The organism is Kitasatospora sp. NPDC032121, assembly GCF_055580145.1.
Window position 1 is genome coordinate 151,513 of sequence record NZ_JBVILX010000002.1, and the last position, 26,999, is coordinate 178,511.

Consider the following 26,999-nt stretch of genomic DNA (forward strand, 5'->3'; position numbering starts at 1 on the left):
TGGGGATCTGTTTAGCCAGGGTGCAAGAAACCAAACCCATCCGCCCCCGCACGGGGGGGAAAAACCCCCGGTGCGGCCGGCCCCCCCCGGCGCCCCGCCCCCGCCGGACTGCGGCGACGCGGTGCCCGGATCAGGCGGCCGGGGTGAAGGTCAGCGCCAGCGAGCCCACCTTCTGGCCGCCCGTGAAGTACGTGGTGCCGAGGGTGGTGTCCAGGTAGTTCGCGCCGGCCGGGTCCACCTGGAAGCTGTCGGACTTCAGGTTCTGGACGGCACCGTTGCGGTTAATCACGCTGCTGCGCGGGTCCAGCAGCGGCACCGGGGCGTCCGAGCCGTTCGGGACGCCGGTGAAGTAGCCCTTGGAGACCGAGAAGTCGATCTGCTTGAAGGTCACGCTCTTGCCGGTCTTGAGGTTCAGGAACAGCAGGCCGCCGCCGAACTGCACGTGGCCGTAGAAGGACGGGATGTTCGCGGCGCCGCCGGTGACCGGGAGCGTCACGGTGAGACCGGTGGCCGGGTCGGCGTTCGGGTCGGCCGGCTGCAGCGGGATGACCAGGACGCCGTTCAGCGCGGCGTTCGTCAGGAAGTCCAGGTCGGCGGTGATCACGGCCTGGCCGCCGGCGGGGGTGGGGGTGGTGTCGGCGACGGCCGCCCCGCTCGCGGCGGTCACGGCGAGGACGACGGCGGCACCGGTCGAGGCCAGGCGGGCACTGATGCGGGACATGCCGAACTCCTTGGGAGAGGGAGAGGGAGAGGGGTCGTGCGGTTCGAAGAAGCTCATGCGTGGGTGACACCGCCACAGGCGGGCACGGCCGGCCGGACGCGGGCTCGGGCGGCCGACGGCCGCAGGGACGGAGGGCCCCTGCGGCCGCCGGGATGGTGCGGGGTGGGTCAGGAGGTGGTGACGCTGCCGCAGCCGAAGTCGAGCGGCAGGAAGCCGAAGCTCTTGATGTCGGCGGTGCCGTTGGTGCAGAACCAGCCACCGTCACCGAAGATGCCGCGCAGGGTGGCGGCGCGGGTGGTGTCGACCGCGGGGGCCCAGTCGTCCTTGCGGAAGACGTTGTAGACCACGCGGCCGTACAGGGTGTCGGCGTAGTTGCTGTTGATGACCTTGTTGGTGGTGTCCACCGGGCCGCCGACGACGCCGTCGATGTTGCGGATGGTCAGCGGGCCCTGGACGTCGGCGCCGCTGCCCTTGCCGAAGTACACCTGGCCGATGTAGTGGGCGACGGAGTAGGGGACCACCGCGTTGACGTCGTTCAGCAGGGCGTCGCTGCCCTGGTTCTCCTGGACGCTGCTGTTGACGCAGGCGCCCGGGGTCAGGGCGGTGACGCCACCGTTGATGGCGGTCAGGAAGAAGGAGCGGGTGCCGGAACCGGTCTGCGGCAGGAAGGGCTTGATCGTGGCGTTCGGGAGCGACGCGTTGATCTGGTTCCACTTGGTGACGGTGCAGGTGTAGATGTCCTTCAGGTTCGCCGTGGTGAGGTTCGCCGGCGCGTTGCCACCGCTCTTGGCGGCCCAGGCCACCGCGTCCTTCGCCAGGGCGACGAAGTTGTCGGTGGTCGGGTCGGTCGCGACCGGGCCGCGCGAGGAGCGGGCGAAGTCCACGGTGGCGTTGGTGTTGGCGTTCAGCGCGTTGATGCCGGCGCCGGAGCCGTTCGGGCGGGTGATCGCGGTGGCACCGGTCTTGGTGGTGATGGTGCCGGTGGGGATCGCGTCCCAGCTGTAGACGCGCGGGGCGGTGGAGCTGGTCAGCGACGCGTTGTAGTCGGTGGCGAGCTGGTTCAGGAGCGCCTGGGTCGTGTCGGAGCCGACACCGACGAAGTCGATGGCGCGGGGGGTGACACCGGCGGCCGGGTCGGCGACGGCGGTGCCGCCGGCGACGGTCGCGACGGAGGTCGCCAGCGCGGCGACGGTGAGCAGCTTGGCAGCGGTCTTGCGCATGTTCCTCTTCCTCCGGGGGAGAGACGTACATCGCGTGAACCCGTACTCCGTCCGGGAGTTCGGGGCCGTGTGGCCGCGTCCGCTGCGGCCTCGCCGGCAGTGCCGATCCTGTCCGGCGGGGAGGTTCCGCCGGAAGAGAGGTCGACTCCGGCCGGGGAATGTCGACTCATCGGTTCGGCGAGGTTTAGTCACTGGTCAGCGCGCACGTGGCAGGGGCACCACCGGGCCTCGACACCCGGTCGACGTTCTTCTGCAGGAGGCTGCTCGGGGTGTTGCCGGAAACCTCCCCTTCACCGGAACAGCACGCGGGGAGATCCGATGCGGGGGGATCGCTTCCGGCACCGCGCCCGGCGGCCGCCCCCGGGATCGCCTCCGGGACGCTTCCGGGAACGCCTCCGGGAACGCCGACATGACGGTCCGTCGAACGACCGACCGTCATGGATCCGGACACCTACAGCGGCCGGCGGCCGTCCCGCCCGGAGCGCCGCAACTCCTGCCCCACCCACTGCAGTCCGGCCAGGAACCCGTCGATCCCCGCCTGGCACTGGTCCCGCCGCAGGTACCCGCGCGCGCTGCGGGCGACCGGAACGGCGTCGGCCGCCCCCGGCCGGGTGCTGCGCACCGGCAGGTAGGCGGCCCAGACCCACTGACGCCCTTCGGACTGGCCGACCGAACATCGAAGCGCGGCCCGTTCGATCAGCAACTCCCGTACGGAATCGGCGAGTTCCTCCTCGCTGCGATAGGTCCGCACGCCGACCCCGAGCGGCCGCCCGTTGGCGGCCCGCAACGCCCAGCCGAGGCAGCGGTCGCCCGCCGGCACGATCAGCAGCCGCGGACCGCGCCGCTCAGCGGCCATCGGTGCGTCTCGACGTCACGGCGGGCTCCGGCAGTTCGCGCGGCGGCTGCTTGGAGAGCAGCACCACGAACCTCCGGAAGGCGTTCTGGCAGGTCGCGTACCGCTCGTACGCGCGGCTGGACCGCACCTCGGGGAGAGCGCGCGAGCCCGGGACGACCCAGATCCAGCCGATGCCCTCCCGTACGTGGGTGATCCGCGCGGTGAGTCCGGTCGCCGTGGCGCGCAGGCCGTCGAAGCCCCGCTCGGCGTCGCCCGCCGTCTCGAACGCGGCCGGGGTGATCGCGACCACCCGGCCGTTGGGCGCCTTCAGTTGCCAGCGGTAGCGCCCGTCCGCCGCCCGTTCGGCGCGGAACCCCCCTCGACTTGCCCCTGCTGCGGTGTGACCGCGGCCGGCAGCGTTCACTGCCCCCTCCGTCCGGTTGCCCTCCGGATTCCCCTCCGAGCGGGAGCAAAGCTATGTGTGCACACGGAGGCCCCGAAAGCCCAGAACGTTCACAACTTGCGCTGTTGGCCGGGAAGTTCTCCCTCGTTTAACTTTCACTTGTTCCGCTCGGAAGCGGTCCGGAAATGGGGCGGAAAGCGGCCTGGAACCGTCAGAGCCGGGCCGTCCAGCGCACCATCGTCCCCTTCCGGTACGGCCCGCTCTCGTGCCACGCGTCACCGCCGAGCGCCTCGGCGCGCCGGGTGAGGTTGAGCAGGCCGCTGCGCCGCCCGCCCCTCGGGATGCCCACCCCGTCATCGGTCACCGTGAGCAGCACACCGGGCCGCCCGCCCCGGTCCAGCGACTCCGGGTCACCGCCCATCGGGCGGCCGTCCTCGTCCAGGTGGACGGTCGCGTCGATCTCCACGCCGACCCGGGAGGCGCGTGCGTGCCGGGCCGTGTTGGAGAGCATCTCGCGCAGGGCGGCCAGCAGTTGGCGTCCGGTCTTCTCCCCCACCAGGCTCTCCACCGGCCCGACGAAGCTCACCGAGGGTTTGAAGCCGAGCGCCGCCGAGGCCTGGCTGGCCTCCCGCAGCACCCGGGTGCGCAGGGTGTCCGGGGCGTCGCCGTGGTTGTCGTGCTGGAGGGCGTAGATGGTGGTGCGGACCTCCTGGATGGTGGCGTCCAGCTCGTCCACCGCCTTGCCGATGCCGACCCTCACCTCGGGGACGACCGCCCGGCGGGCGGCGCTCTCCAGCATCATCCCGGTGGCGAACAGCCGTTGGATCACCAGGTCGTGCAGGTCGCGGGCGATCCGGTCGCGGTCCTGGAAGACGGCCAGCCGCTGCTGGTCGCGCTGCCCCTCGGCGAGCCGCAGGGCCAGCGCGGCCTGCGAGGCGAAGGTCTCGGCGAGCTGCTTCTCGCTGTCGGTGAACGGCACCGCGCCGCAGGGGCGCCAGACGCAGAGCCCGCCGAGCACCCGGCCCGCGGCGACCATCGGTACGGCCATGGACGGGCCGAAGCGGCGGGCGAGCCGGATCACCACGGTCGGGTCGCTGGACATGTCGTCCAGGTAGACGCTCTCCCCCGCGAGCAGCCGGGCCGCGAAGCTCTCCCTGGGCAGCAGTTCGCCGCGGACGTACTCGGCCAGCTCGCCGGAGGCGTGCGCGACCCGCATCTGCCCGTCCTCCTCGCCGCCGTCCTCGGGGCCGGTGGGCAGCAGGATCATGCCGAGCGCGGCGCCCGCCAGCTCCCGCACCTGCTCGGCCGCGACGGTCAGCGCGGTCTCCGCCTGCTCGGCGGAGAGCAGGGCGGTGGCGACGGCGGCGGCGCCGGCGATCCAGCGTTCCCGGCGGCGGCCCTCCTCGTACAGCCGGGAGTTCTCGATGGCCACGCCGGCCGCGGCGGCGAGGGCGTGCACCACCTGCTCGTCCTCGGGGGTGAAGGCGCCGCCGCCCTTCTTCTCGGTGAGGTAGAGGTTGCCGAACACCTCCGCGCGGACCCGGATCGGCACGCCCAGGAAGGTCCTCATCTGCGGGTGTCGCGGAGGGAACCCGGAGGAGCGCGGGTCGGCGCCGAGGTCGGTCAGCCGCAGCGGCTCGGGACGGTCGATGAGCGCGCCGAGGACGCCCCGGCCGGTGGGCAGTTCGCCGATCTCGGTGGCGGTCTCGTCGTCGACCCCGACGTGGATGAAGTCGGCCAGGCCGGTGCCGCCGGGGGCGATCACTCCGAGCGCCGCGTACCGGGCGTCGACCAGTTCGGCCGCCCCCATGGCGATCCGGTGCAGGGTGGCGTGCAGGTCCAGCCCGGCCCCGATGGAGACCACCGCCTCCAGCAGCCGCTGCATCCGGTCGGTGACCGCGGCGGCCGACTGCAGGCGCTCGGCGACCTCGGTGACCAGGGTGTCCAGCCCGAGCGAGGCGATCTCGGGCACCCGATGGGGCGTCGGCTCGGCAGTGGCCTCGGGAAGGTCCGGCGTGGGGTCCATGGAGAAAGCCTAGTTTGTACGCTTTTCAGCCGAAGGACGGCGTGAGGGCCGGGCGGACGAGCGGTGCGACGGCCGGGCGGACGGGCTGGCCGTCGGGCGGCGCGACGACCGGCCCGACTAACGGTACGAGGGGACGGCCTCCAGCAGCCCGTCCGCCTCCCGCTCCCGCCGCCACATCGCGTGCAGCCGCCCGTGCGGGTCGGCGACCAGCTCCGACCAGCGGCCCCGCTCGGCCACCCGTCCCCCGTCCAGCACCAGTACCTCGTCCACCGTGGCGTCGTCCAGCCCGGCCAGCCGGTGGGTGATCAGCACCGTGGTGCGGCCCGCGGTGGCGGCCAGCAGGTCGGCGGTGAGCGCGTCGGCGGTGGGCAGGTCGAGGTGCTCGGCCGGCTCGTCCAGGACCAGTACGGGGAAGTCCGCGAGCAGCGCGCGGGCGAGCGCCAGCCGCTGGCGCTGGCCGCCGGAGAGCCGGGCGCCGTGTTCGCCGACCATGGTGTCCAGGCCGTCGGGCAGGCTCTCGGTCCACTCCAGCAGCCGGGCGGCGGCCAGCGCGGCGCGCAGTTCCTCCTCCCGCGCCTGCGGCCGGGCGAGCCGCAGGTTCTCCCGCAGCGAGCTGTCGAAGACGTGGGCGTCCTGGGCGCAGAGCCCGATCACCCGGCGGACGGACTCGCCCGCCAGCGCTCGGGCGTCCACGGCCCGGGGGCCGCCGTCGGCGAACCGCACCGTCCCCGCGCTCGGCTCCAGGAAGCGCAGCAGCGCCTGGGCGAGGGTGGTCTTGCCGGAGCCGGACGGGCCGACCACGGCGATCCGCCGCCCGGCCGTGAGGTCGAGGTCGACCCCGGTGAGCGCGTCCACCGACTGCCCGGGGTGCCGGACGGTCAGTCCGCGCACCGCGACGGGCAGCGGCTGCTCGGGCAGCGCCGCCGGCTCGGCGGGCTCGGTGACCGGGGGTTCCGCGGAGAGCACCTCGTCCAGCCGGGCCCGGGCGGCGCGGCTGCGCTGGCGGGCCTGGACGGCGAGCGGCATCCCGGTGACGGCCTCGAAGGCGGCCAGCGGGGTCAGCACCACCACCGCCAGGCAGACCGGCGCCAGCGCCCCGTCGCGCACCCCCTGGACGCCGACGGCGGCCGCGGCGGCCACGGTCAGCCCGGTGAGCAGGGCGATCAGTCCGGTGCCGAGCGCCGTGGTGGCGGCCGAGCGGGCGGCCAGCCGGGTCAGCGCGGCGTCGGCGGTGCGGACGGCGGCCAGCCGGCCCGGCAGCGCGTCGGCCACGGTCAGCTCGGCGGTGCCGGTGAAGGCGTCCACCACGGTGGTGGCCAGCCGTCCGCGCGCCGGGGCCTGGCGCCGCTCGGCGCCGGCCGACCAGCGGGCGGCCAGCGCGGGCACCAGCACGCCCGCGAGCAGCAGTCCGAGGCCGAGCACCAGCCCGGCGGCGGGCAGGAAGGCGGCCATCGCCACCGTCGAGGCCAGGGCGACCACCCCGGCCACCGCGGCCGGCAGCCGCCAGCGCAGGTAGTGGTCCTGGATCGCGTCCACGTCGGCGACCAGTCGGGAGAGCAGGTCGCCGCGCCGGAAGGCGGGCAGCCCGGCCGGGGCGAGCGCGCTCAGCCGCCGGTAGACGGCGGCCCGCAGGGTGCCGAGGGTGCGCAGCACCGCGTCGTGCGAGACCAGCCGCTCGGCGTAGCGGAAGACGCTGCGGCCGATGCCGAAGGCCCGGACGGAGGTGACGGCCATCATCAGGTAGAGCACCGGCGGCATCTCGGAGGCCCGGGAGATCAGATAGCCGGAGGTGGCCATCAGCGCGACGGCGCAGCCGAGGGCGAGCGCGCCGAGCAGGATCGAGAGTGCCAGTCGGGGGGTGCTGCCGCCCTCTGCCCCGGGCTCCTCCGCGGCGGCGGGGGCGGGGGTCGGGCGGCCGCTGTGGGCGAGCGGGGTGACCGGCTCCGCGGGTGCGGACGGGGGCCCCGCCAGCCGTACCCGCCGGTCCGCGACGGCGAGCAGCGCCGGTCGGTGCGCGACCACCAGCACGGTGCGCGCCGGGTCGGCGGCGAGCGCCCGGACGGCGTCCACCACGGCCTCCTCGGAGGCGCCGTCCAGGTTGGCGGTCGGCTCGTCCAGCAGCACCAGCGGCCGGTCGTCGGCGAGCAGCACCCGGGCGAGGGCGAGGCGCTGGCGCTGTCCGGCGGAGAGCCCGGCACCGTCCTCGCCCAGGACGGCCGCCAGGTCGGTCACGAAGTCGAGCGCGTGCGCGGCCCGCAGCGCCGTCCACAGCTGCTCGTCGGTGGCGTCGGGCCGGTAGAGCCGCAGGTTCTCGGCGACCGTGCCGGCGAACAGGTGCGGGTGCTGCGGCACCCAGGCGATCTGCCGCCGCCAGCTCTCCGGCTCCAGTTCGGCCAGGTCGTACGGACGGCCGTCGGCGGCGGTGATCCGGACGGTGCCGGCGGTGGGGGCGGTGAGGCCGAGCAGCACGGCCAGCAGGGTGGACTTGCCGGCGCCGCTGGGGCCTGTGAGCGCCGTGCTGGAGCCCGGGCGCAGGGTCAGTGCGGCGCCGTCCAGGGCGGGCTCGGTGCGCCCGGGGTGCCGGACGACCAGGCCGTCGGCGGCGATCACGGCGCCGGCGAGGTCCGGCGCCGGGGTGGTGCCGGCGGCGGGCAGCGGGGTCTCCAGCACCCGGAACAGCTCGTCGGCGGCGGTCAGCCCCTCGACGCTGGAGTGGTAGAGCGCGCCGACCTGGCGGATCGGGAAGTACACCTCGGGGGCGAGCACCAGGATCAGCAGCCCGGTTTCCAGCGCGAGCGTGCCGTCCACCAGCCGGAACCCGACGGTGACGGCGACCAGCGCGACGGACAGGGTGGAGAGCAGCTCCAGGGTGAAGGAGGAGACGAAGGCGATCCGCAGGGTGCGCAGGGTGGCCCGGCGGTAGTCGGCGGTGATCCGGGCGATGGTGGCGGCCTGGGTGCGGGCCCGGTTGAACACCTTGAGGGTGGGCAGTCCGGCGACCACGTCGAGGAAGTGGTGGGACAGCCGGGACAGGGTGTTCCACTGCCGGTCCATCCGGGACTGGGTGGCCATCCCGATCAGCACCATGAACAGCGGGATCAGCGGCAGCGTCCCGGCGATGATCGCGGCCGAGGTGAAGTCGGCGCCGACGATCCGCAGCAGCACGATCACCGGGACGACCACGGCCAGCGCCAGCTGCGGCAGGTAGCGGGCGAAGTAGTCGTCCAGCGCGTCGATGCCGCGGGTGGCGAGGGTGGTGAGTTCGCCGGTGCGCCGGCCCGCCAGGTAGGACGGGCCGAGCGCGGTGGCGTGGTCGAGCAGCCGGCGCCGCAGGGTGGACTTCACCCGGGCGACGCTCCGGTGCGCGGTGAGTTCGGTGAGCCAGCCGACCAGCCCGCGCCCGACCGCCGTCAGGACGAGCAGCAGCAGCGGCGTGGTCAGCTCGCCGAGCGTGGCCCCGCGCTGGAAGGCGCGGACGACGATCTCGGCGATCAGACTCGCCTGGGCGACCACCAGGGCCGCGCCGACCGCGCCGAGCAGCACGGATCCGGCGAGGAAGGCCCTGGTGGTGCGGGCGTACCCGAGGAGTCGGGGGTCGACGGGCTTCACGGCGTCAGCCCTGGTCGAGCTGGGCGGCCGCGTCGTGCCCGGGGATGTGCTGGACGCCGATCCGCTTGCGGAACACCCAGTACGTCCAGCCCTGGTAGAGCAGCACCAGCGGGGTGAAGATCGCCGCGACGACGGTCATCACCTTCAGCGTGTACGCCGAGGACGACGCGTTGCTGACGGTCAGGCTCCACTCCGGGTTCAGGGTGGAGGGCATGACGTCCGGGAAGAGCGCCAGGAAGAGCATCGCGACCGCGGCCACGACGGTCACCCCGGAGAGCGAGAACGCCCAGCCCTCGCGCCGCAGTTGGTTGGCCGCGAGGGCACCGACCAGGGCGACCACCGCGACGATCATCGCGGCGAGGCTGCGGCCGTTGCCGTGGTCGGCCTGGGTCCAGATCAGGAAGACCAGCGCCAGCACCGCGGTGGCCAGCCCGGACAGCAGCGCGGCCTTGCGGGCCCGCTCCCGGATCTCGCCGACCGTCTTGAGCACCGCGAACACCGAGCCGTGGAAGGTGAACAGGGCGAGCGTCACCAGGCCGCCGAGCAGCGCGTACGGGTTCAGCAGGTCCCAGAGGGTGCCGGCGAAGTTCTTCTGCGCGTCGATGTCCACGCCGCGCACGATGTTGGCGAAGGCCACGCCCCAGAGGAAGGCCGGGAGGAGGGAGGTCCAGAAGAGGGCCTCCTCCCAGTTCCGCTGCCAGCGGGCGCCGTCGTGCTTGTGCCGGTACTCGAAGGCCACGCCGCGGATGATCAGGCAGACCAGGATGACCAGCAGCGGGATGTAGAAGCCGCTGAAGAGCGTCGCGTACCAGTCTGGGAAGGCCGCGAAGGTGGCGCCGCCGGCGGTCAGCAACCAGACCTCGTTGCCGTCCCAGACCGGGCCGATGGTGTTGATCAGCACCCGCCGCTCGGCGGTGTTGCGGGCCAGCGGCTTGAGCAGTACGCCGATCCCGAAGTCGAAGCCCTCCAGGAAGAAGTAGCCGATCCACAGGACCGCGATCAGCACGAACCAGACGTCGTGGAGTTGCATGTCAGATCCTCAGTTCCCCGGTGGTCCCGGCGCCTCAGTAGGCGAAGGCGAGCGGCTTGTCGGCGTCCTCGTCCGAGGACGGCCCGCGCAGCGACGGGTCCTTGGTGGGCGGCTGTTCGGTCACCACCGGGCCGGCCTTGGCGTACTTGACCAGGAGCTTGACCTCGACGACGGCGAGGATCGCGTACAGCGTGGTGAAGGTGGCCAGCGCCCCGATCTGGGTGCCGATGCCGACGGTGGGGGAGACCGCGCTGGCCGTGGTCATCAGGCCGAAGACGGCCCAGGGCTGGCGGCCCATCTCGGTGAAGATCCAGCCGAAGCTGTTGGCGATCAGCGGGAAGCCCATGGTCAGGATGCCGATCCGCCAGCTCCACTTGGTCAGCGTCGGCCCCAGCTCGCGCCTGGGGGTGAGCATCAGCCGGGGCACCTCGGTCTCGCCGGTGCGGAAGTCGGGGTGCAGGAAGAGCTTCTTCCGGGTGGTCCACAGGCCGATCAGGCCGGCCAGGAAGGAGGTCATCCCGAAGCCGATCATGAGGCGGAAGCCCCAGTACGTGACGAAGATGCTCGGGATGTAGTCCCTGGGGTTGCCGCCGTGCTGGGCGGCCTCGGCCGCGGCGGTGTCATTGATGCCGGGGACGGTGGAGCTGAAGTCGTTGTGGGCGAGGAAGGACAGTACCCCGGGGACCTCCAGGGCGACCGAGTTGTGGCCCTTGCTGACGTCGCCGACCGCGAAGACCGAGAACGGCGCCGGCGACTGGGTCTCCCACAGCGCCTCGGCGGCGGCCATCTTCATCGGCTGCTGCTCGAACATGACCTTGCCCAGGGTGTCGCCGCTGAGCGCGGTGCCGAGGCCGAAGACCACCGCGAGCACCAGGCCGAGCCGCAGCGAGGTGCGCATCGCGGCGGTCCGCTTCGGGTCGGCGGTCTCGGGCTTGCGCTTGGCCTTCCAGAGGTGGAAGGAGGCGATGCCGACGACGAAGGCCGCGCCGGTGAGGAAGGCGGCGGTCAGGGTGTGGAAGACGACCACGAGGGTGGTGTTCTGGAACAGCACGCGGACGACGTCGGTGAGCTGGGCCTTGCCGGTGACCGGGTCGATCGCGTAGCCGACCGGGTGCTGCATCCAGGAGTTGGCGGCCAGGATGAAGTAGCCCGAGAGCACGGTGCCCAGCGACACCATCCACATGCAGGCGCAGTGGATCTTCCTGGGCAGCTTGTCCCAGCCGAAGATCCACAGGCCGATGAAGGTGGACTCGAAGAAGAAGGCGATCAGCGCCTCCATCGCGAGCGGGGCGCCGAAGACGTCACCGACGAAGCGGGAGTAGTCGGACCAGTTCATGCCGAACTGGAATTCCTGGACGATGCCGGTGACCACGCCCATCGCGATGTTGATGAGGAAGAGCTTTCCCCAGAACTTGGTCGCGTGGAAGTACTTCTCCTTGTTCGTCCGGACCCAGGCGGTCTCCAGACCGGCCACGATCGCGGCCAGGCTGATCGTGAGCGGGACGAAGAGGAAGTGGTAGACGGTGGTGATGCCGAATTGCCATCGCGCGATGGTCTCGTGAGCGATTGCCAGTTCCACGTCGCCCTCTCTCCCAACCTGCCCGAGTGATGACGGGCATCTTCCGGACAAACTTCATCCATAGCCGTAGACCGTTGCGCAACCACGCAAGCTTGTCTGCTTGTGAACGTGAACACGTTCACAAGGCCCAGTATCCATCATCCTTACGGAGGAACTGCAGGTGGGGTGGGGTTGACAGCCGGTTGACGGCCCCGTGCGGTGCGTCACGGCCCGCGGTGCGGTCCGCACAGTCTGCGGACCGACCGCGGGCCGGGGCAACGAACGACCGGGCGGATGGCCGGAAGTTGTTGGCCGAACCGGCGCTTGACAGGCTCCCGAGCCGGTCGCGCCGGCTCGATCTGCGTGCTAGGCGCGCGCGCCGGCCGCACCGCTCTCCGTTCCAGCGCTCTACGCCCCGGCGATTGACGCCCTACGCCCTGGCGCTTGACGCCCTACGCCCTACGCCCGGCCGAGGAGCTCGGTGCCCGGGACGGAGTCGGCGCGGGCGGTGAAGAAGCCGGTGAAACCGGCCAGGAACTCCTCGCGGGTGATCCGCCCGTCCCCGTCGGTGTCCAGTTGGCGGAAACCGTGCGACAGCTCCGCCGGGTGCACCCGCGGCCCGCCGAACACCGCGCGGTACTCGTCGAGCTCCAGGAAGCCGCTGCCGTCGGTGTCGGCCGCCGCGAACACCGCCCGCAGCGCGGGCAGCAGCCCGCGCTCCAGGTAGGCCTCGTCCCGGTCGCATCCGGCCAGGGTGGCCGCCACGAACTCCTCCCGGCTGACCCTCCCGTCCCCGTCGGCGTCCATCACCGCGCGCAGCTGCTCCCACCAGCTGTCGAAGGCCTCGTACACCCGGGCCTCGCCGGCCTCGTCCAGTTCCAGCTGCCAGCACACGTTGTGCGCCATCGCCCGCAGGTCGTGCACGGTGATCGAGCCGTCGCCGGTCTGGTCCAGCACCTCGCGGAAGAAGCGGTCCAGCCGGGGCCCGCGGCCGTCCCGGTGCGGGCGGCGGCGCTTCGGCCGGGACGGCTCCGGGGAGCGGTAGCGCAACCGGTCCGGGAGGCGGGGGACGACGGCGCCGGCGCCGCGGTGCAGCACGGCGGACAGCAGCGCGGCCCGCCGGGTGCGGACCAGCCCGAGCCGCTCCCGCACCGCCGGCGGCAGGTCCGCCACCGTCAGCTCGCGGATCACCGCGGCGACCACCAGCCGCACCGCCCGCCACCCCGCGTCGCCGAGGAACCGGAGCCGGCGCGGCCGCGGCGCCTCGCGCAGCAGATCGCCCAGCAGGTAGCGGGCCGCCTCGGTGAACTCCAGCCGCTCCCGGGCGTACCGGGCGAAGTAGGCCGGCAACTCCCCCGCGGTGCCGGGGATCTCGTCCTCGGGCAAGCCGAAGGCGGCGACCGCCCCGCGGAACTCCGCGTACGCCAGCTCCATCTCCCGCGCGTCGTACGGGTCCCCGCCCAGCCGTCGCATCGCGACCACGCACTCGAAGAGCGTCAGCAGCACCCACGCCCTGGTCGCCGCGTCCCCGGCGTCGTACGGCCGCCCGTCCGGCCCCGTCCCCCGGATCCGCTTGTGCGCCCGCTCCAGCCGCGCGATCTCCCGGCGCAGCGTCTCCTCGTCCTGGTAGAACAGCCGCCGCCCGCTGCCCAGCGTGTGCTCCACCCGCCGCCACGGGTGCGCCCGGTACGTCGAGTGCTCCGCCATCCCCGCCGACACCACCGGGTCCGCCGCCTGCAGCACCAGCAGCCGCCAGGCGACCAGCGCGATCCGCCACTCCGACAGGTCCCGCCGGAACGAGGCGCCGCGGTCAGCCACGGTGCTCTCCGGTGATGTCGGGGCCGATCACGAAGCCCTTGGCGGGGCCCTCCGGGATCACGGCCTCCTTGCCGTGGGCGACCCGGGTCGAGCAGGCGTAGTCACGGTTCTCGGGATCGGGATCGGTGAGAACGATCACCGCGCCGCCCTCGTCCTGGTCGTCGATGATCACGTACACCGGGATGCCGGCGGCGGCGTAGGCACGGCGCTTCAGGACGTGGTCACGACGCCGGTTCTCGGCGCCGGGGGAGACGGTCTCGGCGACCAGTGGGATTCCCGAGGCGAGCAGGCCCAGGCCCTCGGGGTGCTCTATCTCGTCGATGTCGTCGGGCGCCACGAAGACGTGGGGAATGAGCACCTTGAGACCGGCGATGACGTTCCCGTCCTGCGCCGGCCCGTAGCCGCTACCGCTCAGGTAGTCGTGCAGGGCCCGCCCTAGCCGCCTGTTGACAGTGAAATGGCGAGTTCCGCCAGTGGGTGACACCGCGAGGTTCTCCTCAATGATCTCCACGCGATAGCCCTCGGGCACATCTGCGGACTTCCCCACCTCCCACAGCACCTGATCCAGGTTCACGGCGACGGTCCTCTCGGCGACGAGCGCGCTCATTGAGACACCCCATTTCCCGTCCAGTGATCAGCCCGCGCGAGTCCGCACAAGCAATGGCTGGACGGTCGCACACGGCCGAGGGGGCCGACCGGGTGAACGGGGCAGGTTCACTCGATCGGGGAGTTCGGGGGCCGGGAACGGCGGAACCGCAGGACGGGCCGGGGCCTGTCCTGCGGTTCCGGGGTGGTCGCGCCCTCCTCCCGAGTGGGCGCGAACGGGTGGGTCAGGAGGTGGTTCGGGTGGCCGGCTTGCGGCGGGAGACGTAGAGGGCGGCGGCGCCGAGGCTGAGGGCGAGGCCGGAGCCGAGGGCGAGGTAGGTGGTGGCCGGGCCGGAGCCGGTGTCGGCGAGTTCGGTGGCCGAGCCGGTGGTGGCCCGGGTGGTCGAAGTCGCCGAAGTGGCCGAGGAGGTCGACGTCTTCGACGTGGTGGACCTGCCACTGGTCGGGACGCTCGTCGTCGGGACGGTTTCCACCACCGGGGTCACCACTCCGGGCTGTTCAGCAGCCTTAACGGCCTGCTCGGCCTCCCGCTCGGCCCGCTCGGCCTCCCGCCGGGCATAGTCCTGCGCCTGCGCGTAGGCGTTCGCCTTGTTGGCGATCTCGTAGGCCTTCTTCGCCGCCGTCAGGCTCTCCTCCGCCTGGATGACCTTGGCGTACTCGGTGGCCACGGCGTCGTTCAGTGCCTTCTCGGCGTCGGTCACGGCGGCCTCGGCCTTGGTGTTGGCAGCACGTGCCTCGTTGGCTGCCTTGATCGCTGCCAGCATCCGCTCCCGCGCCCTGTCCAGTTCCTCCGGCTTGGCGGACCCGTACGCCAGCGAAGCCGCCTCGGCCTCCTTGTCGGCGGCGGCCGCCACCTCGGCCGTCTTCTCCGCCGTGGCCTTGGCCCGCTGCACCCGCATGAGGTACGGCTGCGGGTTGTTCTTGAAGGTCTGGTAGTTGGCCGTCGCGGAGGCCACCATGCCATGGGCCGTCTGAACGGCCTCGAAGGCGTCGTGCTCGGCCTTCTCCAGCGCGGCGAGCGAGTCGCTGTCGTTCTGGGCCGACTCCGCGAAGGCCGGCGCCGCGGACAGCACGGCTGCGGGCGAGATCACGGCGGCGACGAGGGCGGCCGAAACCAGCGTGCGACGGAGGTTCAATCTGACCCCTTTCGGGACGAATCAGGAAAACAAAGTTCGTTTCACCGAGGGTTCTTGCCCATTCGGCGGCAGCTGATCATAGGCGCGCAAACCCTTCGCATTCATCCGGTTTTCGGAATCGGTGCAGGAATTGATGAATCGACAAAGCCCCGCAAGAAAGCCACGGGTGCGGGAAATCCGGTCAGCGCTGGCGGGGGAGTTCGACGCGGAAGGTGGCGCCCTCCCCCGGGGCGGTGTGCAGGGTGAGGGTGCCGCCGTGGGCGCGGGTGAGGGCGGTGGCGATGGCGAGGCCGAGGCCGGCGCCGCCGCCGTTGTCGCGGCTGCGGGAGGGGTCGACCCGGAAGAAGCGGTCGAAGACCCGCTGGGCCTGCTCCTCGGTGAGGCCAGGCCCGGAGTCCGCGACCTCCAGCAGGCAGATGCCGCCGGGGCCCGCGCCCACCCCGATCCGGACCGGGGTGCCGGCCGGGGTGTGCTTGACCGCGTTGCCGACCAGGTTGGTGACCACCTGCCGCAGCCGCGCCTCGTCACCGATGACGGGCGCGGCGCCGGGTGCGCCGGTGCCGGCCGGGCCGGTGAGCGCGACCGGGCGGCTGGGGTCGAGGGCGGTGAGGTCGTGCAGCGCGTCGGCGGCGAGGGTGCGCAGGTCCATCGGGGCGAGGTCGAGCGGGCGCTCCTCGTCCAGCCGGGCGAGCACCAGCAGGTCCTCGACCAGGGCGCCCATCCGGTCGGCCTCGCTCTCGATCCGGGTCATGGTCCGCTTGACGTCGGCCTCGGTGGGCAGCGCGCCCATCCGGTAGAGCTCGGCGAAGCCGCGGATCCCGGCCAGCGGGGTGCGCAGCTCGTGCGAGGCGTCCGCGACGAAGCGCCGCATCCGGGCCTCGGATTCGGCGCGGGCCGCGAAGGCCGCCTCGATCTGGGTGAGCATCCCGTTGAGCGCGATCGCCAGCCGGCCGACCTCGGTGCCCGGGGAGAGCTCCGGCATCCGGTGCGACAGCTCGCCGGCCGCGATCCGTTCGGCGCCCTCCTCGATCCGGCGCAGCGGCCGCAGTCCGGCCCGCACCGCGAAGAAGCCGAGCGCGGCGATCAGCACCAGGACGCCGCCGCCGATGGCCAGGAAGGAGGTGTTCAGCTTGTCGAGGGTGGCGTCGATGTCCTCGCGGGAGACGGCCACCATGACGTGGGTCGGGGTGACCGCCGGCGCGGCGTACGCGCTGGGGGCGGCGGCCTGCCCGCGGGGCGGCTGGAGCGGCAGCACCAGCACCCGCCAGCGGTGGTGGCCGCGCTGGTCGGGCAGGTCGAAGGGGACGTCGGGGGCGGTCCTGGCCGGGTCCAGCCCGGCCAGCTGGGGCGCCGGGTCGCTGTCCGAGACGGGCTGGCGCATCAGCGCCTGGACCTTGCCGTCCGAGGAGAGGTACTGCACCAGGTACTGGCTGGGCAGGCTGACCCGCCGGCCGGCGACGGCGGGCTTTCCGGCGGCCGGCGCGGTCAGCTGGCCCGGTGGCTTGCGGGAGAGCGGCGGCCCGTACCGCTGGAGCTGCTCGTCCAGCTGCTGCACCAGCTGGCTCCGTACGGTGCCGAGCACGAAGGTGTCGCTGACCACGAGCCCGGTGGTGACCAGCGCGAGCGCCAGCACCAGCAGCCGGGCGCGCAGCGACAGCCGGGAGGAGAACCGGGCGAGCACGGGCGGGCCGGTCAGCCCTGCGGGGGGCGGCGCAGGGCGTAGCCGATGCCGCGCACGGTGTGGATCAGCTTGGGGCCGTGCGTGGGGCCGGAGTCGAGCTTGCGGCGCAGGTAGGAGATGTACGACTCGACGATGGAGAGGTCCCCGCCGAAGTCGTAGGCCCAGACGTGGTCGAGGATCTGCGACTTGGAGACCACCCGGCCGACGTTGGCCATCAGGTAGTGCAGCAGCTTGAACTCGGTCGGGGAGAGCGAGACGGGGGTGCCGCCCCGGGTGACCTCGTGGGCGATCGGGTCGAGGCTGAGGTCGGCGACGACCAGCCGGCCGTCCTCGGCGGGCCCGCCGGCCCGGCGCAGGATGGCGCGGATCCGGGCGATCAGCTCCTCCAGGCTGAACGGCTTGGTGACGTAGTCGTCCGCACCGGCGGCCAGGCCCTGCACCTTGTCGCCGACGCCGTCCTTGGCGGTGAGGAAGAGCACCGGCAGGTGGTCGCCGGGGTGCCCGTGGGCCGGTCCGGCTATCTGTCCGCGGCTGGTGCGCTCGCGCAGCTTCTCGACGACGGTGAAGCCGTCGAGGTCGGGGAGCATCACGTCGAGGACGACCAGGTCGGGGCGCTCGGCGGCGACCAGTTCCAGCGCCTCGGTGCCGCTGGCGGCGGAGGCGACGCGGAAGCCGGAGAAGCGCAGCGAGGCGGAGAGCAGTTCGCGGATGTTGGGCTCGTCGTCCACGACGAGCAGGAACGCTTCGCCCTGGCCCCCGGCCACCGTGGAGCCGCCTGGTGTGGTGACAGTGCCTTGCACGGGGCTTTCGCCTCCCGGTCGGACGATGACGTTCAGCATGAGGCTAGCCCCCGGAGGCTATGCGGCATGGATGAATGTTGGATTAACACCTTATCGGTCGGTTTTTGGGCGAGAGGCGCGCAGGGGTGGGCTCGGTGGTGTGCGTACGGGCGTGAACACGCCCAGCAGGCGCGTGCCGGGCATGACGCGCCTCACTTCTGCGCCCCGCTCCCGCTCGGCCGCAGCCCGCTCCCGCTCGAACGCCCCTCCGTCCAGGGCCGGAGCTTCTCCGGGTTGCGCACCGCCCAGATGTGGGTGATCAGCCCGTCGGCGATCCGGAACGCGAACACCGTGACGGTGACGCCGTCCACCTGGGCGACCAGGCCGGGCCCGCCGTTGACGGTGCACTCCAGCAGCGTGATCCCGGGCGCGAAGCGGTCGGAGTCCAGGTGGGCGGCGGCGATCCGTTCCCGCCCGGTCAGCGGGTGCGGCAGCGCGCCGACCAGACCGCCGCCGTCGGCGATCACGGTGGCCTCCGGGTCCAGGACGCCCATCAGCGACCTGAGGTCCTTCGCCTCCCAGGCCCGCTTGAACTCCCGGACGACGCCGGCCTGCGCGCCCGTCGGCGCCGCCGGGGCCCGCCCGGCCCGGATCCGGCGGCGGGCGGAGGTGGCCAGCTGACGGCAGGCCGCCGGGGTGCGGCCGACGATCGCGGCCACCTCGGCGAAGGGGTAGCGGAAGACGTCGTGGAGGACGAAGGCGACGCGCTCGGCCGGGGTCATGGCCTCCAGGACCACCAGGAACGCCATGCTCACCGACTCGTCCAGGGTGATCCGGTCCGCCGGATCCGTCCCCGGGCCGCCGGCGGGATCCGTCCACTCCCGGCTGTCCGGCAGCGGCTCGGGGATCCACTCGCCCACGTAGCGCTCCCGCCGCACCCGGGCCGAGCCGAGCAGGTTGAGGCAGATCCGGCTGGCCACCGTGGTCAGCCAGCCGCCGGGCGAGACGATCGCCTCCCGCTCGCGCCTGGGCAGCGCGTACCAGCGGGCGTAGGCCTCCTGCACCACGTCCTCGGCGTCGGCCAGCGAACCGAGCATCCGGTACGCCAGGTTGGTCAGCCGGCGCTGCTCGCCCAGGATCGCGCCCGGGCCCGGCTCGGTCGTGGTGCCGCCCTCTGCTTCCCGCACCGTGTCCCACCCCTTCGCCTCGTTCGACTCGTTCGACTCGACGGTTCCCCGCTCCCCTTGTGACAGGGCGGGGGCCCGGAATGTGACGCCTCCCCCACGCCCTTTCCCCGCCACCTCACGATCCGAGCGGCTGTCCTGTCGTACCCGTCGCACCGGTCGTACGGACGCACCGGTCATACGCACGCACCGGTCATACGCACGCACCGGTCATACGCACGCACCGGTCGTACGCACGCGCCGGTCACACGGAACGGAGAACCCGATGAACGACTTCCAGGCGATCGCCGACCGCGTCGAGATCACGGCCCTGCAGGCCGAGTTCACCGACGCGGTGATGATGCGCGACCGCGCCCGCCTCGCCGCGCTGTTCACCCCGGACGGCGTGCTGCGGATGCCCGACGTCCCCGTCGAGCTGACCGGCCCGGAGCAGATCCGCGTCGGCGGCGAGAAGCTCCAGGAGCAGTGGGACTTCTTCATCCAGAACACCCACCCGGGCGCGATCCGGATCGACGGCGACACCGCGACCGGCCGCGCCCACATGCATGAGATCGCCCGCCTGAAGAACGGCTTCCAGGGGCTCAACTACGCCGTCTACCACGACCGTTACCGGCGTACGGCGGACGGCTGGCGGTTCACCGAGCGGGTCTACGAGACCCGGTGCCTGGACCGCAGCCCGCTGACCGGCTCGGCGCCGGGCTCGACCGGTTCGGCGCCCGGCTCGACCCGTCCGTCCGCGCCCACCGACCCGACGTACACCGACCCGGCGCCCGCCGACCACCTGGAACGGGCGGCCGCCGCGCTGGCGGCGAACGGCTTCACCGTCGAGCTGCTGGACGACGCCGCCGCCGCGCGCACCCGGGTCGCGGAGCTGATCCCGGCCGGCGCCGCCGTCTTCACCGGGGCCAGTGAGACCCTCCGGCTCTCCGGCATCGAGGAGGACGTCAACGGCGGCGACCGCTACCGGGCCGTGAAGCCCCGCGCGCTGGCCATGGACCGGGCCACCGAGGGCGACGACATCCGCCGGACGGTCGCCACTCCCGATGTCGCGCTCGGCAGCGTCGCCGCCGTCACCGAGACCGGTGCCCTGGTCGTCGCCTCGGCCACCGGCAGCCAGCTGCCCGGCTACGCCGGTGGCGCCGGGCGGGCGATCTGGGTCGTCGGGGCCCAGAAGGTCGTCCCGGACCTCCCCGCCGCCCTGCGCCGCCTGGAGCACCACGTCCTCCCGCTGGAGTCCGACCGCGCCCGCGCCGCGTACGGCGGGCCGAGCGCCGTGAACCAGCTCCTGGTGCTCAACGCCCCGGCCCGGCTCACCCCGGGGACCGTGATCCTGCTGCGCGAGGCCATCGGCTTCTGAGGGGCGGAATCCCTCCGTTTCCCCCTGCTATGATTTGCGTCGAGGCGAAGGCAGTGCTTTCGAGCAATTGCCCGGCCCGATCATTTCGGTGGTCATAGCGTGAGGGAAACGCCCGGTCACATTCCGAACCCGGAAGCTAAGCCTTACAGCGCCGATGGTACTGCAGGGGGGACCCTGTGGGAGAGTAGGACGCCGCCGAATTCTTCTTACGGCCCCTGCCGTGTCCGACAGAGACACGGCAGGGGCTTTTTTCATTTCCCGGCATTTCCTCCGCCATTTCGCTTTCCCGCTGCCCCTCGCGCCGCGGCGCACGCTCCGGCGCATCCGGCATGTGAGACGTCGGGTCCCGGAAGAGCCGCTTTGCGGGGATCTGAGAGGATGGCGAACATCGAAACAGACTTGCGTCTCGCCAACTGAGACTGCAATATCATGGTATGGACAACACTAGCGGCGTCGGCGTTCTCGACAAGGCCGCTCTGGTGCTCAGCGCACTGGAGTCGGGCCCCGCCACGCTGGCGGGGCTGGTCGCCGCCACCGGTCTGGCGCGCCCCACCGCCCACAGACTCGCCGTCGCACTCGAACACCACCGCCTGGTCACCCGTGACATGCAGGGCCGGTTCATCCTCGGCCCCCGCCTGTCCGAACTCTCCGCCGCCGCCGGCGAGGACCGACTGCTCGCCACCGCGGGCCCCGTCCTCACCCACCTGCGCGACGTCACCGGAGAAAGCGCGCAGCTCTACCGCCGCCAAGGCGAGATGCGCATCTGCGTCGCCGCGGCCGAACGACTCTCCGGCCTGCGCGACACCGTCCCCGTCGGCAGCACCCTGCCGATGAAGGCCGGCTCCGCCGCCCAGGTCCTCCTCGCCTGGGAAGAACCCGAGCGCCTCCACCGAGGCCTCCAGGGCGCCCGCTTCACCGCCACCGCACTCAGCGGCGTCCGCCGCCGCGGCTGGGCCCAGTCCATCGGGGAACGCGAGCCGGGCGTCGCGTCCGTCTCCGCCCCCGTCCGTGGGCCCTCCAACCGCGTGGTGGCCGCCGTCTCCGTCTCCGGCCCCATCGAGCGACTGACCCGCCACCCGGGCCGGCTGCACGCCCAGGCCATCATCGAAGCCGCCAACCGGCTCACCGAGGCCCTCCGCCGCAGCTGACGGAACCCGGCTTGACGGAGCACGACGGAAAAGGGCCGCGTCCGAGGATCCGATCTCCTCGCACGCGGCCCTTTCCGTCTTCCCGGCCGTCCGTTCCTCCTACGGTTCGAGGCGGTGCGGGCCCCGGAAGAGGAAAGTCGCCTCGCGGATCGACGGCAGGCCGAGGGCGAGCATCAGCAGCCGGCCGAGTCCGAGCCCGAAACCGCCGTGCGGCGGAGTGCCGTAGCGGAAGCAGTCGAGGTACCCGGAGAGCGGCGCGGTGTCCATGCCCTTCTCCCCGGCCTGGGCGACGAGGCGGTCGTACCGGTGCTCGCGCTGGGCGCCGGTGGTGATCTCCACGCCCTTCCACAGCAGGTCGAAGGACTCCGTGACGGTCGGGTCGTCCTCCGGCCGCAGGTGGTAGAACGGCCGCACGGCGGCCGGGAAGCGGGTGACGAAGACGAACTCGTGCCCGGTCTCCTCGGCGATCAGGGCGCACAGCCTGCGCTCGCCGTCGGGGTCGAGGTCGTCCTTGACGCCCTCCGGGTCCCAGCCGGTGGCGCGGAGCCGGGCCAGCGCGTCGGCCATCGTGATCCGGGGGAACGGCAGTTCGGGAACCGTCACCGGGGTGCCGAAATGCTCGGCGATCGCCGAGCCGTGCCGCTCGGCCACGGCGGCGAGGACGCGGTGCAGCATCCGCTCCTCGAAGGCCATCACGTCCTCGACCCCGTCGATCCAGGCGATCTCGGCGTCGACCCCGGTGAACTCGGTGGCGTGCCGCGAGGTGAACGACGGCTCGGCGCGGAACACCGGCCCGATCTCGAAGACCTTGTCGATGCCGCCCGCGATGGCCATCTGCTTGTAGAACTGCGGGGACTGGGCCAGGTAGGCGGTCCGGCCGAAGTAGCCCACCTCGAACACCTCGGCGCCCGACTCGGAGGCCGTCCCCATCAGCTTCGGCGTGTGCAGCTCGGTGAACCCCTCCTCGCCCGCCACCTCGCGCATCGCGCGCTCGACGGTGGTCTGGACGTCGAAGACCAGGTGCTGGGAGGGGCGCCGGATGTCGAGGAACCGCCAGTCCAGGCGCTGGTCGATGCCGGTCTTCTCGTCGATCGGCAGCTTCGGCTCGGCCGGCGAGACGATCTCCACCCGGGACGGAACGATCTCCAGCCCGCCCAGCTTCACCTGCGGGTTGGCGACCACCTTCCCGGTGATCTTCACGGCGGACTCGACCGTCACGCCCTCGAAGGCCGCCTCGACGGCGTCGCCCTCCCCACCACGGAGGTGGGTGACCTGCACGAGCCCGGTGTGGTCCCGGACCAGCACGAACTGGATGCGCCGCTGGAGCCGGAGCGTGTTGACCCACCCGTAGACGGTGACCGTCTCCTCGAGGTGCTCGGGCAGCTCGGCGACAAGGGTGCGCGTCATGACAGGGAACTCCCTGGGTTTGCGGGCGCGTTGGTCGCGCCACGTCGACGGGCGGTAAACGGCCGCCCTGGGCGAGATCACCGTAGGGGATCAAGCCCGTACGAGTCGCCCCGTTTTCCCCCGTGTGTCAGAGACCCCACCTGCTCCGCGTGCCGTCCGGCGCCGTGCAGCCGACGAACTGGCCCTCCGGCCCGGCCTCCACGGTGAACCACTCCCGGCGGGGCCGGTTCCCGACAGTGGGCGACACCTTGCTGCTCTCGATCTCGCTCAGCTTGCCGGGAGACATGACGGCCCTGCGGGCTACGGCCTTCGCTTCCTTACCGGAAGCCTGCCGAAGTTCCCGCAGCGCCGCCCCGAGCTGGGTTCTGTTCACTCGCCGGCGGCCCCTTGCGAGGCGCAAGGGGCCGCCGGAACGAAGGCGGTCCACAAATCGGGCCGCTCCCTGAGGGCCGATGGAAGACGAGAGCCCCGCCCTCGGCCGGGTCAAACGGAACAGCTGACGCCGAGCCGGTCGGCGGCCTGCTGGGCGTTCTGCCAGTGTGAAACGGCGCCGCCGAGGTCGGAATTCGCTGCCGCAACCGCCAGAATCACGCTGTCCAGATCGGCCACATTGGCGGAGCCGAGGTCCGCAGAGGCCTTGTAAACGCTCTGCGAGCCAGCCGCCTGCTCATTGATGACCGCATCCACATTCGACTTGTCACTTCCCGGGCGAGGTATCGCCTGGAGGTCGCCCACGAGCTTCTGCTGGTCCCCCGCAAGAGAGTTGACCGCGTCTACGAGGTTGTTGAAATCGCCCTGCGGGACCAACCCCGTTTGGGCGTCCTGAGCCACCACTGCGATCACTTCCTGCGTACTTCTCAGGTCCTTGTTGACGTCTCTGGCGTCCACGTTGCACACACTTGTAGCTTTTGACGTCCATTCACCGATCGAAGGCGGTTTCGGCCACAGCGTGAAATAGAGGGTCAGGGCCGCCGCGATCGCCGCCACGATTCCGGCCAGCCATCCTATCTTCCCTGACAGGCCGCTCTTCTTGGTCGCTTGGTTCTCGCTCATCCTGCACCATCACACAGAGGAGTAGCACCCCTGAAAAGGCGCTCGCGAAAACGGATGGCACGTGCCCTCGAGTCCCATTTCCTTCTCAGTGAAATCGAGAGCACCGCGGGTGCCTTCCGAACGCGGACACGGGGCGTCAGTGGAGCTGGGACTGCCAGTCGGCGGGGACCTTGCCGGCGGGGCCCGGGGCGGGTTGGCTGGTGGGGTGGGCGGTCGGGGGTGCCAGGGACGGGCCTTCGTAGTAGGCGCCGGTGTCGAGGTTCCAGAACCAGTCCTCGCCGGGTTCGAAGCTGACCAGGAAGGGGTGGCCGGCCTGGCGGGCGTGCTTGGTCGCGTGCTGGGCGGGGGAGGAGTCGCAGCAGCCGATGTGGCCGCAGGCCGCACAGCGGCGCAGGTGGAACCACCAGCCGCCGCCGGCCAGGCACTCCGCGCAGCCGTCACCGCTGGGCACCGCGGTGGGGTCGATTCCGGGGATCGGGTCGCCGGTCATGCCTGCCTCCTCGGCTGGGCGGTCCGTCCCCACCAGCGTGGCCCCGCCGTGGTGGTGCTGCCAGTCCGGCGTGGTCCTACGCTGGCTGAGGGGGCTCGGGGCACCACCGGCATCACCGGCAGCCGGCACCGACCGGCACCACCTCACGGAGTCGCCATGGCCACCACGAAATGGTTCTTCGAGCCCAGCCACACCGGCGCGGAGTTCCGCGCCCGGCACATGATGGTCACCTACGTGCGTGGCCAGCTGAAGAACGTGCAGGGCTTCCTGGAGGTCGATCCGGACGCCCCGGAGAAGGCCCGGGTCGAGGCGACCATCGACGCGACCCAGGTGTACACGGGCGCGCCCGAGCGGGACGCGCACCTGCGCAGCGCCGACTTCTTCGACGTCGAGCACCACCCGACCTGGACGTTCGTCGGGTCGAAGGTCCACCAGGTGAGCGCGAGCTGCTTCGAGGTCACGGGGGAGCTCACCATCCGCGGTGTGACCCGCCCGGTCACCTTCGACGTGACGTACCTCGGGCAGTGGGACACCCCGTGGTGGGAGGACGGGCGCGACCTGGGCCCGCGGCGGCGCGCCGGCTTCACCGCGACCACCCGGGTCAACCGGCAGGACTTCGGCGTGAGTTGGAACGACGTGGTGGACCGGGGCGGTGTGGTGGTCGGCGACATGGTCGACGTCGAGGTCGACGTCGAGGCGGTCCTGGAGTCCGCCTCCGACGTCGCCGGCCGAGCCGTCTGAACGGGCCCCGGCCGGCGGCTCCCCGGGGGAGCGGGGAGCCGCCGGCGGGTGCGGGCCGCTACGGGGTGACGATCGGGAACTGCGGGTCGGGGAGGGTCAGCGTGCCGAAGACCCGGTCCGCCGCCTCCTGGGCGTGGTCGCCCTCCAGCAGGATCACCTTGTCCGCGACCGCCTGGTCGAAGTTGTGCTTGAACCCGGGGCGCTCGGCCAGCTCGTTGAGGCTCTCGCGGGTCAGCCTGATGACGGCGTCCGGCACGTCGACGAGCCGGTCGCCGCCGTCGACGAACACCAGCACGCCGTTGCGGAGCGTCGTGGTGCACCTGACCCCGGTCTCGACGCCGGTCTCGTCGGTGAAGACCCAGTCGAGCGTGATCGGCACGCGGTACTGCTCGGCGGCCGTCGGCCCGTCCACGCTGCGGGCGAGGGCGGAGAAGTACTGCTCCAGGGTGGTGCTGCGGATGAGGTCCGCCGAGGACTGGCTGACGATCAGCGGCTGCGGGCCGTTGACCACCTCCTGGGCGCCGACCAGGTAGGCGTTGCGCCAGGTGCCGTTCTCGGCGCCGTAGCCGAGCTGGGTGAGCACCCTGGCCTGGAGTTCCTTGGCCTGCCGGAGCGCCTCGGCGGAGATCCCGCTGTCCTCCGCCGCCGCGCCGAAGACCACGTGGTTCAGGAGCTCGGCCGCCCAGCGGAAGCCCTCCGGGGTGTCCTTGCCGTACGCCTCGGACGCCTTGGCCACCACCGCCTCCGCGCCGCCCATCGCCGCCACGTAGTCCGCGCCCGCCTGGACCGGCGGCAGCTGCCACAGGTGGGCGGGGTTGCCGTCGTACCAGCCCATGTACCGCTGGTAGACCGCCTTGAGGTTGTGACTCACCGAGCCGTAGTAGCCCCGGTTGTACCAGTGGTCCCCCAGGCCCGGCGGGAGCGTCTTCAGCTCCTCGGCGATCTCGATCCCGGTCTGGCCGGCGTTGATGAGACGCAACGTCTGGTCGTTGAGGTAGCCGTACATGTCGCGCTGCTTGTTGAGGAATTCGAGGATGCGCAGGTTGGTCGGCTGACCGGTCTTCTCGTCCTCCTCGCTCCACATCGGCCAGTGGTGCGAGGCGAACAGGACGTCGGTGTCCTTGCCGAAGGTCTGGATCGCCTCGGTGAGGTACTTCGACCAGGCGTGCGCGTCCCGCACCTGCGCGCCGCGCAGGCTGAGGATGTTGTGCATGGTGTGGGTGGCGTTCTCGGCGATGCACAGGGTCCGGGCGGCGGGGAGGTAGATGTTCATCTCCGCGGGGGCCTCGGTGCCCGGGGTGAGCTGGAACAGCATCTGGACGCCGGCCAGCTTGAACTCGTACAGCCCCGGCCGCCAGGGGATGACGTACGAGCTCTGCCAGTTCGCCTTCGGCACCGGCTGGTGCTCCGGCCCGCCGATGTAGACGGTCGGGGGGACGAGGGTCACCTCGCCGGTGGAGATCGTCAGGCCGAGGCCCGCACCGACCTGGCCCGAGGGGCTCTTGTCCAGCTGGGCCGCGTACATGTACTGGGCGCGCCGGGCCATCGCCGGGCCCGCGTAGATGTTCTCGCTGACGGCGTGTTCGAGGAAACCTTCCGGCGCGACGACGGGGACCCCCGGCTCCAGCGGGTCGCCCTGCTCGGCGAACAGGCCGCGGGAGCCGCCGAAGTGGTCGACGTGGCAGTGGGTGTAGAGGACGCCCTTGACGGGCCGCTGCTCCTTGGTGAGCTCGGTCTTGTCCCGGAACAGCTGGAGCGCGGCCTGCGCGGTCTCGTAGCAGGCCAGCGGGTCGATGACGATCAGGCCCTCGCCGTTCTCGATGATCGTCATGTTGGACAGGTCGTAGCCGCGCACCTGGTAGATCCGGTACTCGGGACAGCTGGTGACCTGGAACAGCCCGGCGAAGGCGGTCAGTTCGCCCTGCCGGTGCAGACTGCCGTTGACCGTCGGCATCTCGGAGCGCAGCTCCGGGTCGAGGAAGGCGTACGCGGTGAAGTCCCAGACCACCTTCTCCGGGTCCTTGCGGGACACGATGACCGGGACGTCCGGCGGGGCGATGAGGGACCTGCCGGCGTCGGCGAAGTCCCGGCCGTGCTGATCGTCGGCGGCCCCGGCCGCCTCGGCGGCCTTCCGGTTGGCCTCGGCGACGGCGGGGGTGGGCTCGATCGGTTCGGTGGGCTCGGTCTGGACGGACAC

22 protein-coding genes and 1 rRNA gene are annotated in these 26,999 nt (G+C 72.1%); 4 read left to right on the forward strand and 19 right to left on the reverse strand.

The window, feature by feature from the left end:
- Window positions 1-130: 130 nt before the first annotated feature.
- From ACZ5OX_RS06535 to sigJ, 14 genes are all read right to left on the reverse strand, one after another.
- The gene (locus ACZ5OX_RS06535) at window positions 131-721 is read right to left on the reverse strand and encodes a hypothetical protein (protein ID WP_465629012.1); all 591 of its coding nucleotides are present in this window, start codon (window positions 719-721) and stop codon (window positions 131-133) included.
- A 167-nt stretch (window positions 722-888) separates the two neighbouring features.
- A complete protein-coding gene (locus tag ACZ5OX_RS06540) occupies window positions 889-1,941 on the reverse strand; it encodes a PstS family phosphate ABC transporter substrate-binding protein (RefSeq protein ID WP_449787963.1) in 1,053 nt (350 codons plus the stop codon).
- 451 nt (window positions 1,942-2,392) lie between these two features.
- Window positions 2,393-2,797 (reverse strand): hypothetical protein, encoded by a 405-nt coding sequence (locus ACZ5OX_RS06545; RefSeq protein ID WP_392881564.1) that lies wholly within the window; start codon window positions 2,795-2,797, stop codon window positions 2,393-2,395.
- Window positions 2,787-3,200: a YegP family protein gene (locus ACZ5OX_RS06550; protein WP_465629013.1), complete on the reverse strand. Its 414-nt coding sequence runs from the start codon at window positions 3,198-3,200 to the stop codon at window positions 2,787-2,789. The genes ACZ5OX_RS06545 and ACZ5OX_RS06550 overlap by 11 nt, the downstream gene beginning before the upstream one ends.
- Before the next feature lie 190 nt (window positions 3,201-3,390).
- Window positions 3,391-5,064, reverse strand: a complete 1,674-nt coding sequence (locus ACZ5OX_RS06555; RefSeq protein WP_465629601.1) for a GAF domain-containing sensor histidine kinase — start codon at window positions 5,062-5,064, stop codon at window positions 3,391-3,393.
- Between the two features lie 258 nt (window positions 5,065-5,322).
- On the reverse strand, window positions 5,323-8,814 hold the full coding sequence (gene cydD, locus ACZ5OX_RS06560; RefSeq protein ID WP_465629014.1) for a thiol reductant ABC exporter subunit CydD: 3,492 nt from the start codon (window positions 8,812-8,814) through the stop codon (window positions 5,323-5,325).
- Window positions 8,815-8,818: 4 nt separating this feature from the next.
- Window positions 8,819-9,844 (reverse strand): cytochrome d ubiquinol oxidase subunit II, encoded by a 1,026-nt coding sequence (cydB, locus tag ACZ5OX_RS06565; protein ID WP_465629015.1) that lies wholly within the window; start codon window positions 9,842-9,844, stop codon window positions 8,819-8,821.
- 34 nt (window positions 9,845-9,878) lie between these two features.
- A complete protein-coding gene (locus ACZ5OX_RS06570; protein ID WP_465629016.1) occupies window positions 9,879-11,423 on the reverse strand; it encodes a cytochrome ubiquinol oxidase subunit I in 1,545 nt (514 codons plus the stop codon).
- Window positions 11,424-11,861: 438 nt separating this feature from the next.
- Window positions 11,862-13,220 (reverse strand): oxygenase MpaB family protein, encoded by a 1,359-nt coding sequence (locus ACZ5OX_RS06575; protein ID WP_465629017.1) that lies wholly within the window; start codon window positions 13,218-13,220, stop codon window positions 11,862-11,864.
- Window positions 13,213-13,827: a Uma2 family endonuclease gene (locus ACZ5OX_RS06580; RefSeq protein ID WP_465629018.1), complete on the reverse strand. Its 615-nt coding sequence runs from the start codon at window positions 13,825-13,827 to the stop codon at window positions 13,213-13,215. The genes ACZ5OX_RS06575 and ACZ5OX_RS06580 overlap by 8 nt, the downstream gene beginning before the upstream one ends.
- A 223-nt stretch (window positions 13,828-14,050) precedes the next feature.
- On the reverse strand, window positions 14,051-14,962 hold the full coding sequence (locus ACZ5OX_RS06585; protein ID WP_465629019.1) for a hypothetical protein: 912 nt from the start codon (window positions 14,960-14,962) through the stop codon (window positions 14,051-14,053).
- 181 nt (window positions 14,963-15,143) lie between these two features.
- The gene (locus tag ACZ5OX_RS06590; protein WP_449787955.1) at window positions 15,144-16,643 is read right to left on the reverse strand and encodes a sensor histidine kinase; all 1,500 of its coding nucleotides are present in this window, start codon (window positions 16,641-16,643) and stop codon (window positions 15,144-15,146) included.
- Window positions 16,644-16,654: 11 nt separating this feature from the next.
- The gene (locus tag ACZ5OX_RS06595; protein ID WP_465629020.1) at window positions 16,655-17,443 is read right to left on the reverse strand and encodes a response regulator transcription factor; all 789 of its coding nucleotides are present in this window, start codon (window positions 17,441-17,443) and stop codon (window positions 16,655-16,657) included.
- Window positions 17,444-17,634: 191 nt separating this feature from the next.
- Window positions 17,635-18,609, reverse strand: coding sequence for an RNA polymerase sigma factor SigJ (sigJ, locus tag ACZ5OX_RS06600; protein WP_465629021.1), 975 nt, complete (start codon window positions 18,607-18,609; stop codon window positions 17,635-17,637).
- A gap of 262 nt (window positions 18,610-18,871) precedes the next feature.
- Between sigJ and ACZ5OX_RS06605 the strand changes: the two genes are divergently transcribed.
- The 3 genes from ACZ5OX_RS06605 to ACZ5OX_RS06615 all read left to right on the forward strand — a co-directional run bounded on the left by ACZ5OX_RS06605 (window position 18,872) and on the right by ACZ5OX_RS06615 (window position 21,111).
- Complete coding sequence (locus tag ACZ5OX_RS06605) at window positions 18,872-19,963, forward strand: nuclear transport factor 2 family protein (RefSeq protein WP_465629022.1); 1,092 nt, start codon at window positions 18,872-18,874, stop codon at window positions 19,961-19,963.
- 84 nt (window positions 19,964-20,047) lie between these two features.
- Window positions 20,048-20,164, forward strand: a 5S ribosomal RNA gene (rrf, locus tag ACZ5OX_RS06610).
- A gap of 233 nt (window positions 20,165-20,397) precedes the next feature.
- Window positions 20,398-21,111 carry an IclR family transcriptional regulator gene (locus tag ACZ5OX_RS06615; protein WP_030246527.1) on the forward strand — a complete coding sequence of 238 codons (714 nt, stop codon included), beginning with the start codon at window positions 20,398-20,400 and terminating at the stop codon, window positions 21,109-21,111.
- Window positions 21,112-21,210: 99 nt separating this feature from the next.
- Here the strand turns inward: ACZ5OX_RS06615 and aspS are convergent, their stop codons facing one another.
- The 4 genes from aspS to ACZ5OX_RS06635 form a co-directional block, all read right to left on the reverse strand.
- On the reverse strand, window positions 21,211-22,518 hold the full coding sequence (gene aspS, locus ACZ5OX_RS06620) for an aspartate--tRNA(Asn) ligase (RefSeq protein WP_465629023.1): 1,308 nt from the start codon (window positions 22,516-22,518) through the stop codon (window positions 21,211-21,213).
- Between the two features lie 127 nt (window positions 22,519-22,645).
- Complete coding sequence (locus ACZ5OX_RS06625; protein ID WP_465629024.1) at window positions 22,646-22,945, reverse strand: helix-turn-helix domain-containing protein; 300 nt, start codon at window positions 22,943-22,945, stop codon at window positions 22,646-22,648.
- Window positions 22,946-23,001: 56 nt separating this feature from the next.
- Window positions 23,002-23,571, reverse strand: a complete 570-nt coding sequence (locus ACZ5OX_RS06630; RefSeq protein ID WP_465629025.1) for a hypothetical protein — start codon at window positions 23,569-23,571, stop codon at window positions 23,002-23,004.
- 136 nt (window positions 23,572-23,707) lie between these two features.
- Entirely contained in the window at window positions 23,708-24,061 is a 354-nt protein-coding gene (locus ACZ5OX_RS06635) for a UBP-type zinc finger domain-containing protein (RefSeq protein ID WP_465629026.1), read from the reverse strand.
- A gap of 156 nt (window positions 24,062-24,217) precedes the next feature.
- On the opposite strand from ACZ5OX_RS06635, the gene ACZ5OX_RS06640 reads away from it, so the two are divergent.
- Window positions 24,218-24,802, forward strand: coding sequence for a YceI family protein (locus ACZ5OX_RS06640; RefSeq protein WP_465629027.1), 585 nt, complete (start codon window positions 24,218-24,220; stop codon window positions 24,800-24,802).
- A gap of 58 nt (window positions 24,803-24,860) precedes the next feature.
- On the opposite strand, the gene ACZ5OX_RS06645 is transcribed toward ACZ5OX_RS06640, so the two are convergent.
- On the reverse strand, window positions 24,861-26,999 hold the full coding sequence (locus ACZ5OX_RS06645; protein ID WP_465629028.1) for an alkyl/aryl-sulfatase: 2,139 nt from the start codon (window positions 26,997-26,999) through the stop codon (window positions 24,861-24,863).

Bases quoted from the DNA above. Each gene is read 5' to 3' on its own strand.
- ACZ5OX_RS06555 (WP_465629601.1), bottom strand. From the start codon at position 5,064: ATGCAGCGGCTGCTGGAGGCGGTGGTCTCCATCGGGGCCGGGCTGGAC.
- ACZ5OX_RS06580 (WP_465629018.1), bottom strand. From the start codon at position 13,827: ATGAGCGCGCTCGTCGCCGAGAGGACCGTCGCCGTGAACCTGGATCAG.
- ACZ5OX_RS06615 (WP_030246527.1), top strand. From the start codon at position 20,398: ATGGACAACACTAGCGGCGTCGGCGTTCTCGACAAGGCCGCTCTGGTG.
- ACZ5OX_RS06605 (WP_465629022.1), top strand. From the start codon at position 18,872: ATGAACGACTTCCAGGCGATCGCCGACCGCGTCGAGATCACGGCCCTG.
- ACZ5OX_RS06540 (WP_449787963.1), bottom strand. From the start codon at position 1,941: ATGCGCAAGACCGCTGCCAAGCTGCTCACCGTCGCCGCGCTGGCGACC.
- ACZ5OX_RS06630 (WP_465629025.1), bottom strand. From the start codon at position 23,571: ATGAGCGAGAACCAAGCGACCAAGAAGAGCGGCCTGTCAGGGAAGATA.
- ACZ5OX_RS06535 (WP_465629012.1), bottom strand. From the start codon at position 721: ATGTCCCGCATCAGTGCCCGCCTGGCCTCGACCGGTGCCGCCGTCGTC.
- ACZ5OX_RS06545 (WP_392881564.1), bottom strand. From the start codon at position 2,797: ATGGCCGCTGAGCGGCGCGGTCCGCGGCTGCTGATCGTGCCGGCGGGC.
- cydB (WP_465629015.1), bottom strand. From the start codon at position 9,844: ATGCAACTCCACGACGTCTGGTTCGTGCTGATCGCGGTCCTGTGGATC.
- ACZ5OX_RS06635 (WP_465629026.1), bottom strand. From the start codon at position 24,061: ATGACCGGCGACCCGATCCCCGGAATCGACCCCACCGCGGTGCCCAGC.
- ACZ5OX_RS06640 (WP_465629027.1), top strand. From the start codon at position 24,218: ATGGCCACCACGAAATGGTTCTTCGAGCCCAGCCACACCGGCGCGGAG.
- aspS (WP_465629023.1), bottom strand. From the start codon at position 22,518: ATGACGCGCACCCTTGTCGCCGAGCTGCCCGAGCACCTCGAGGAGACG.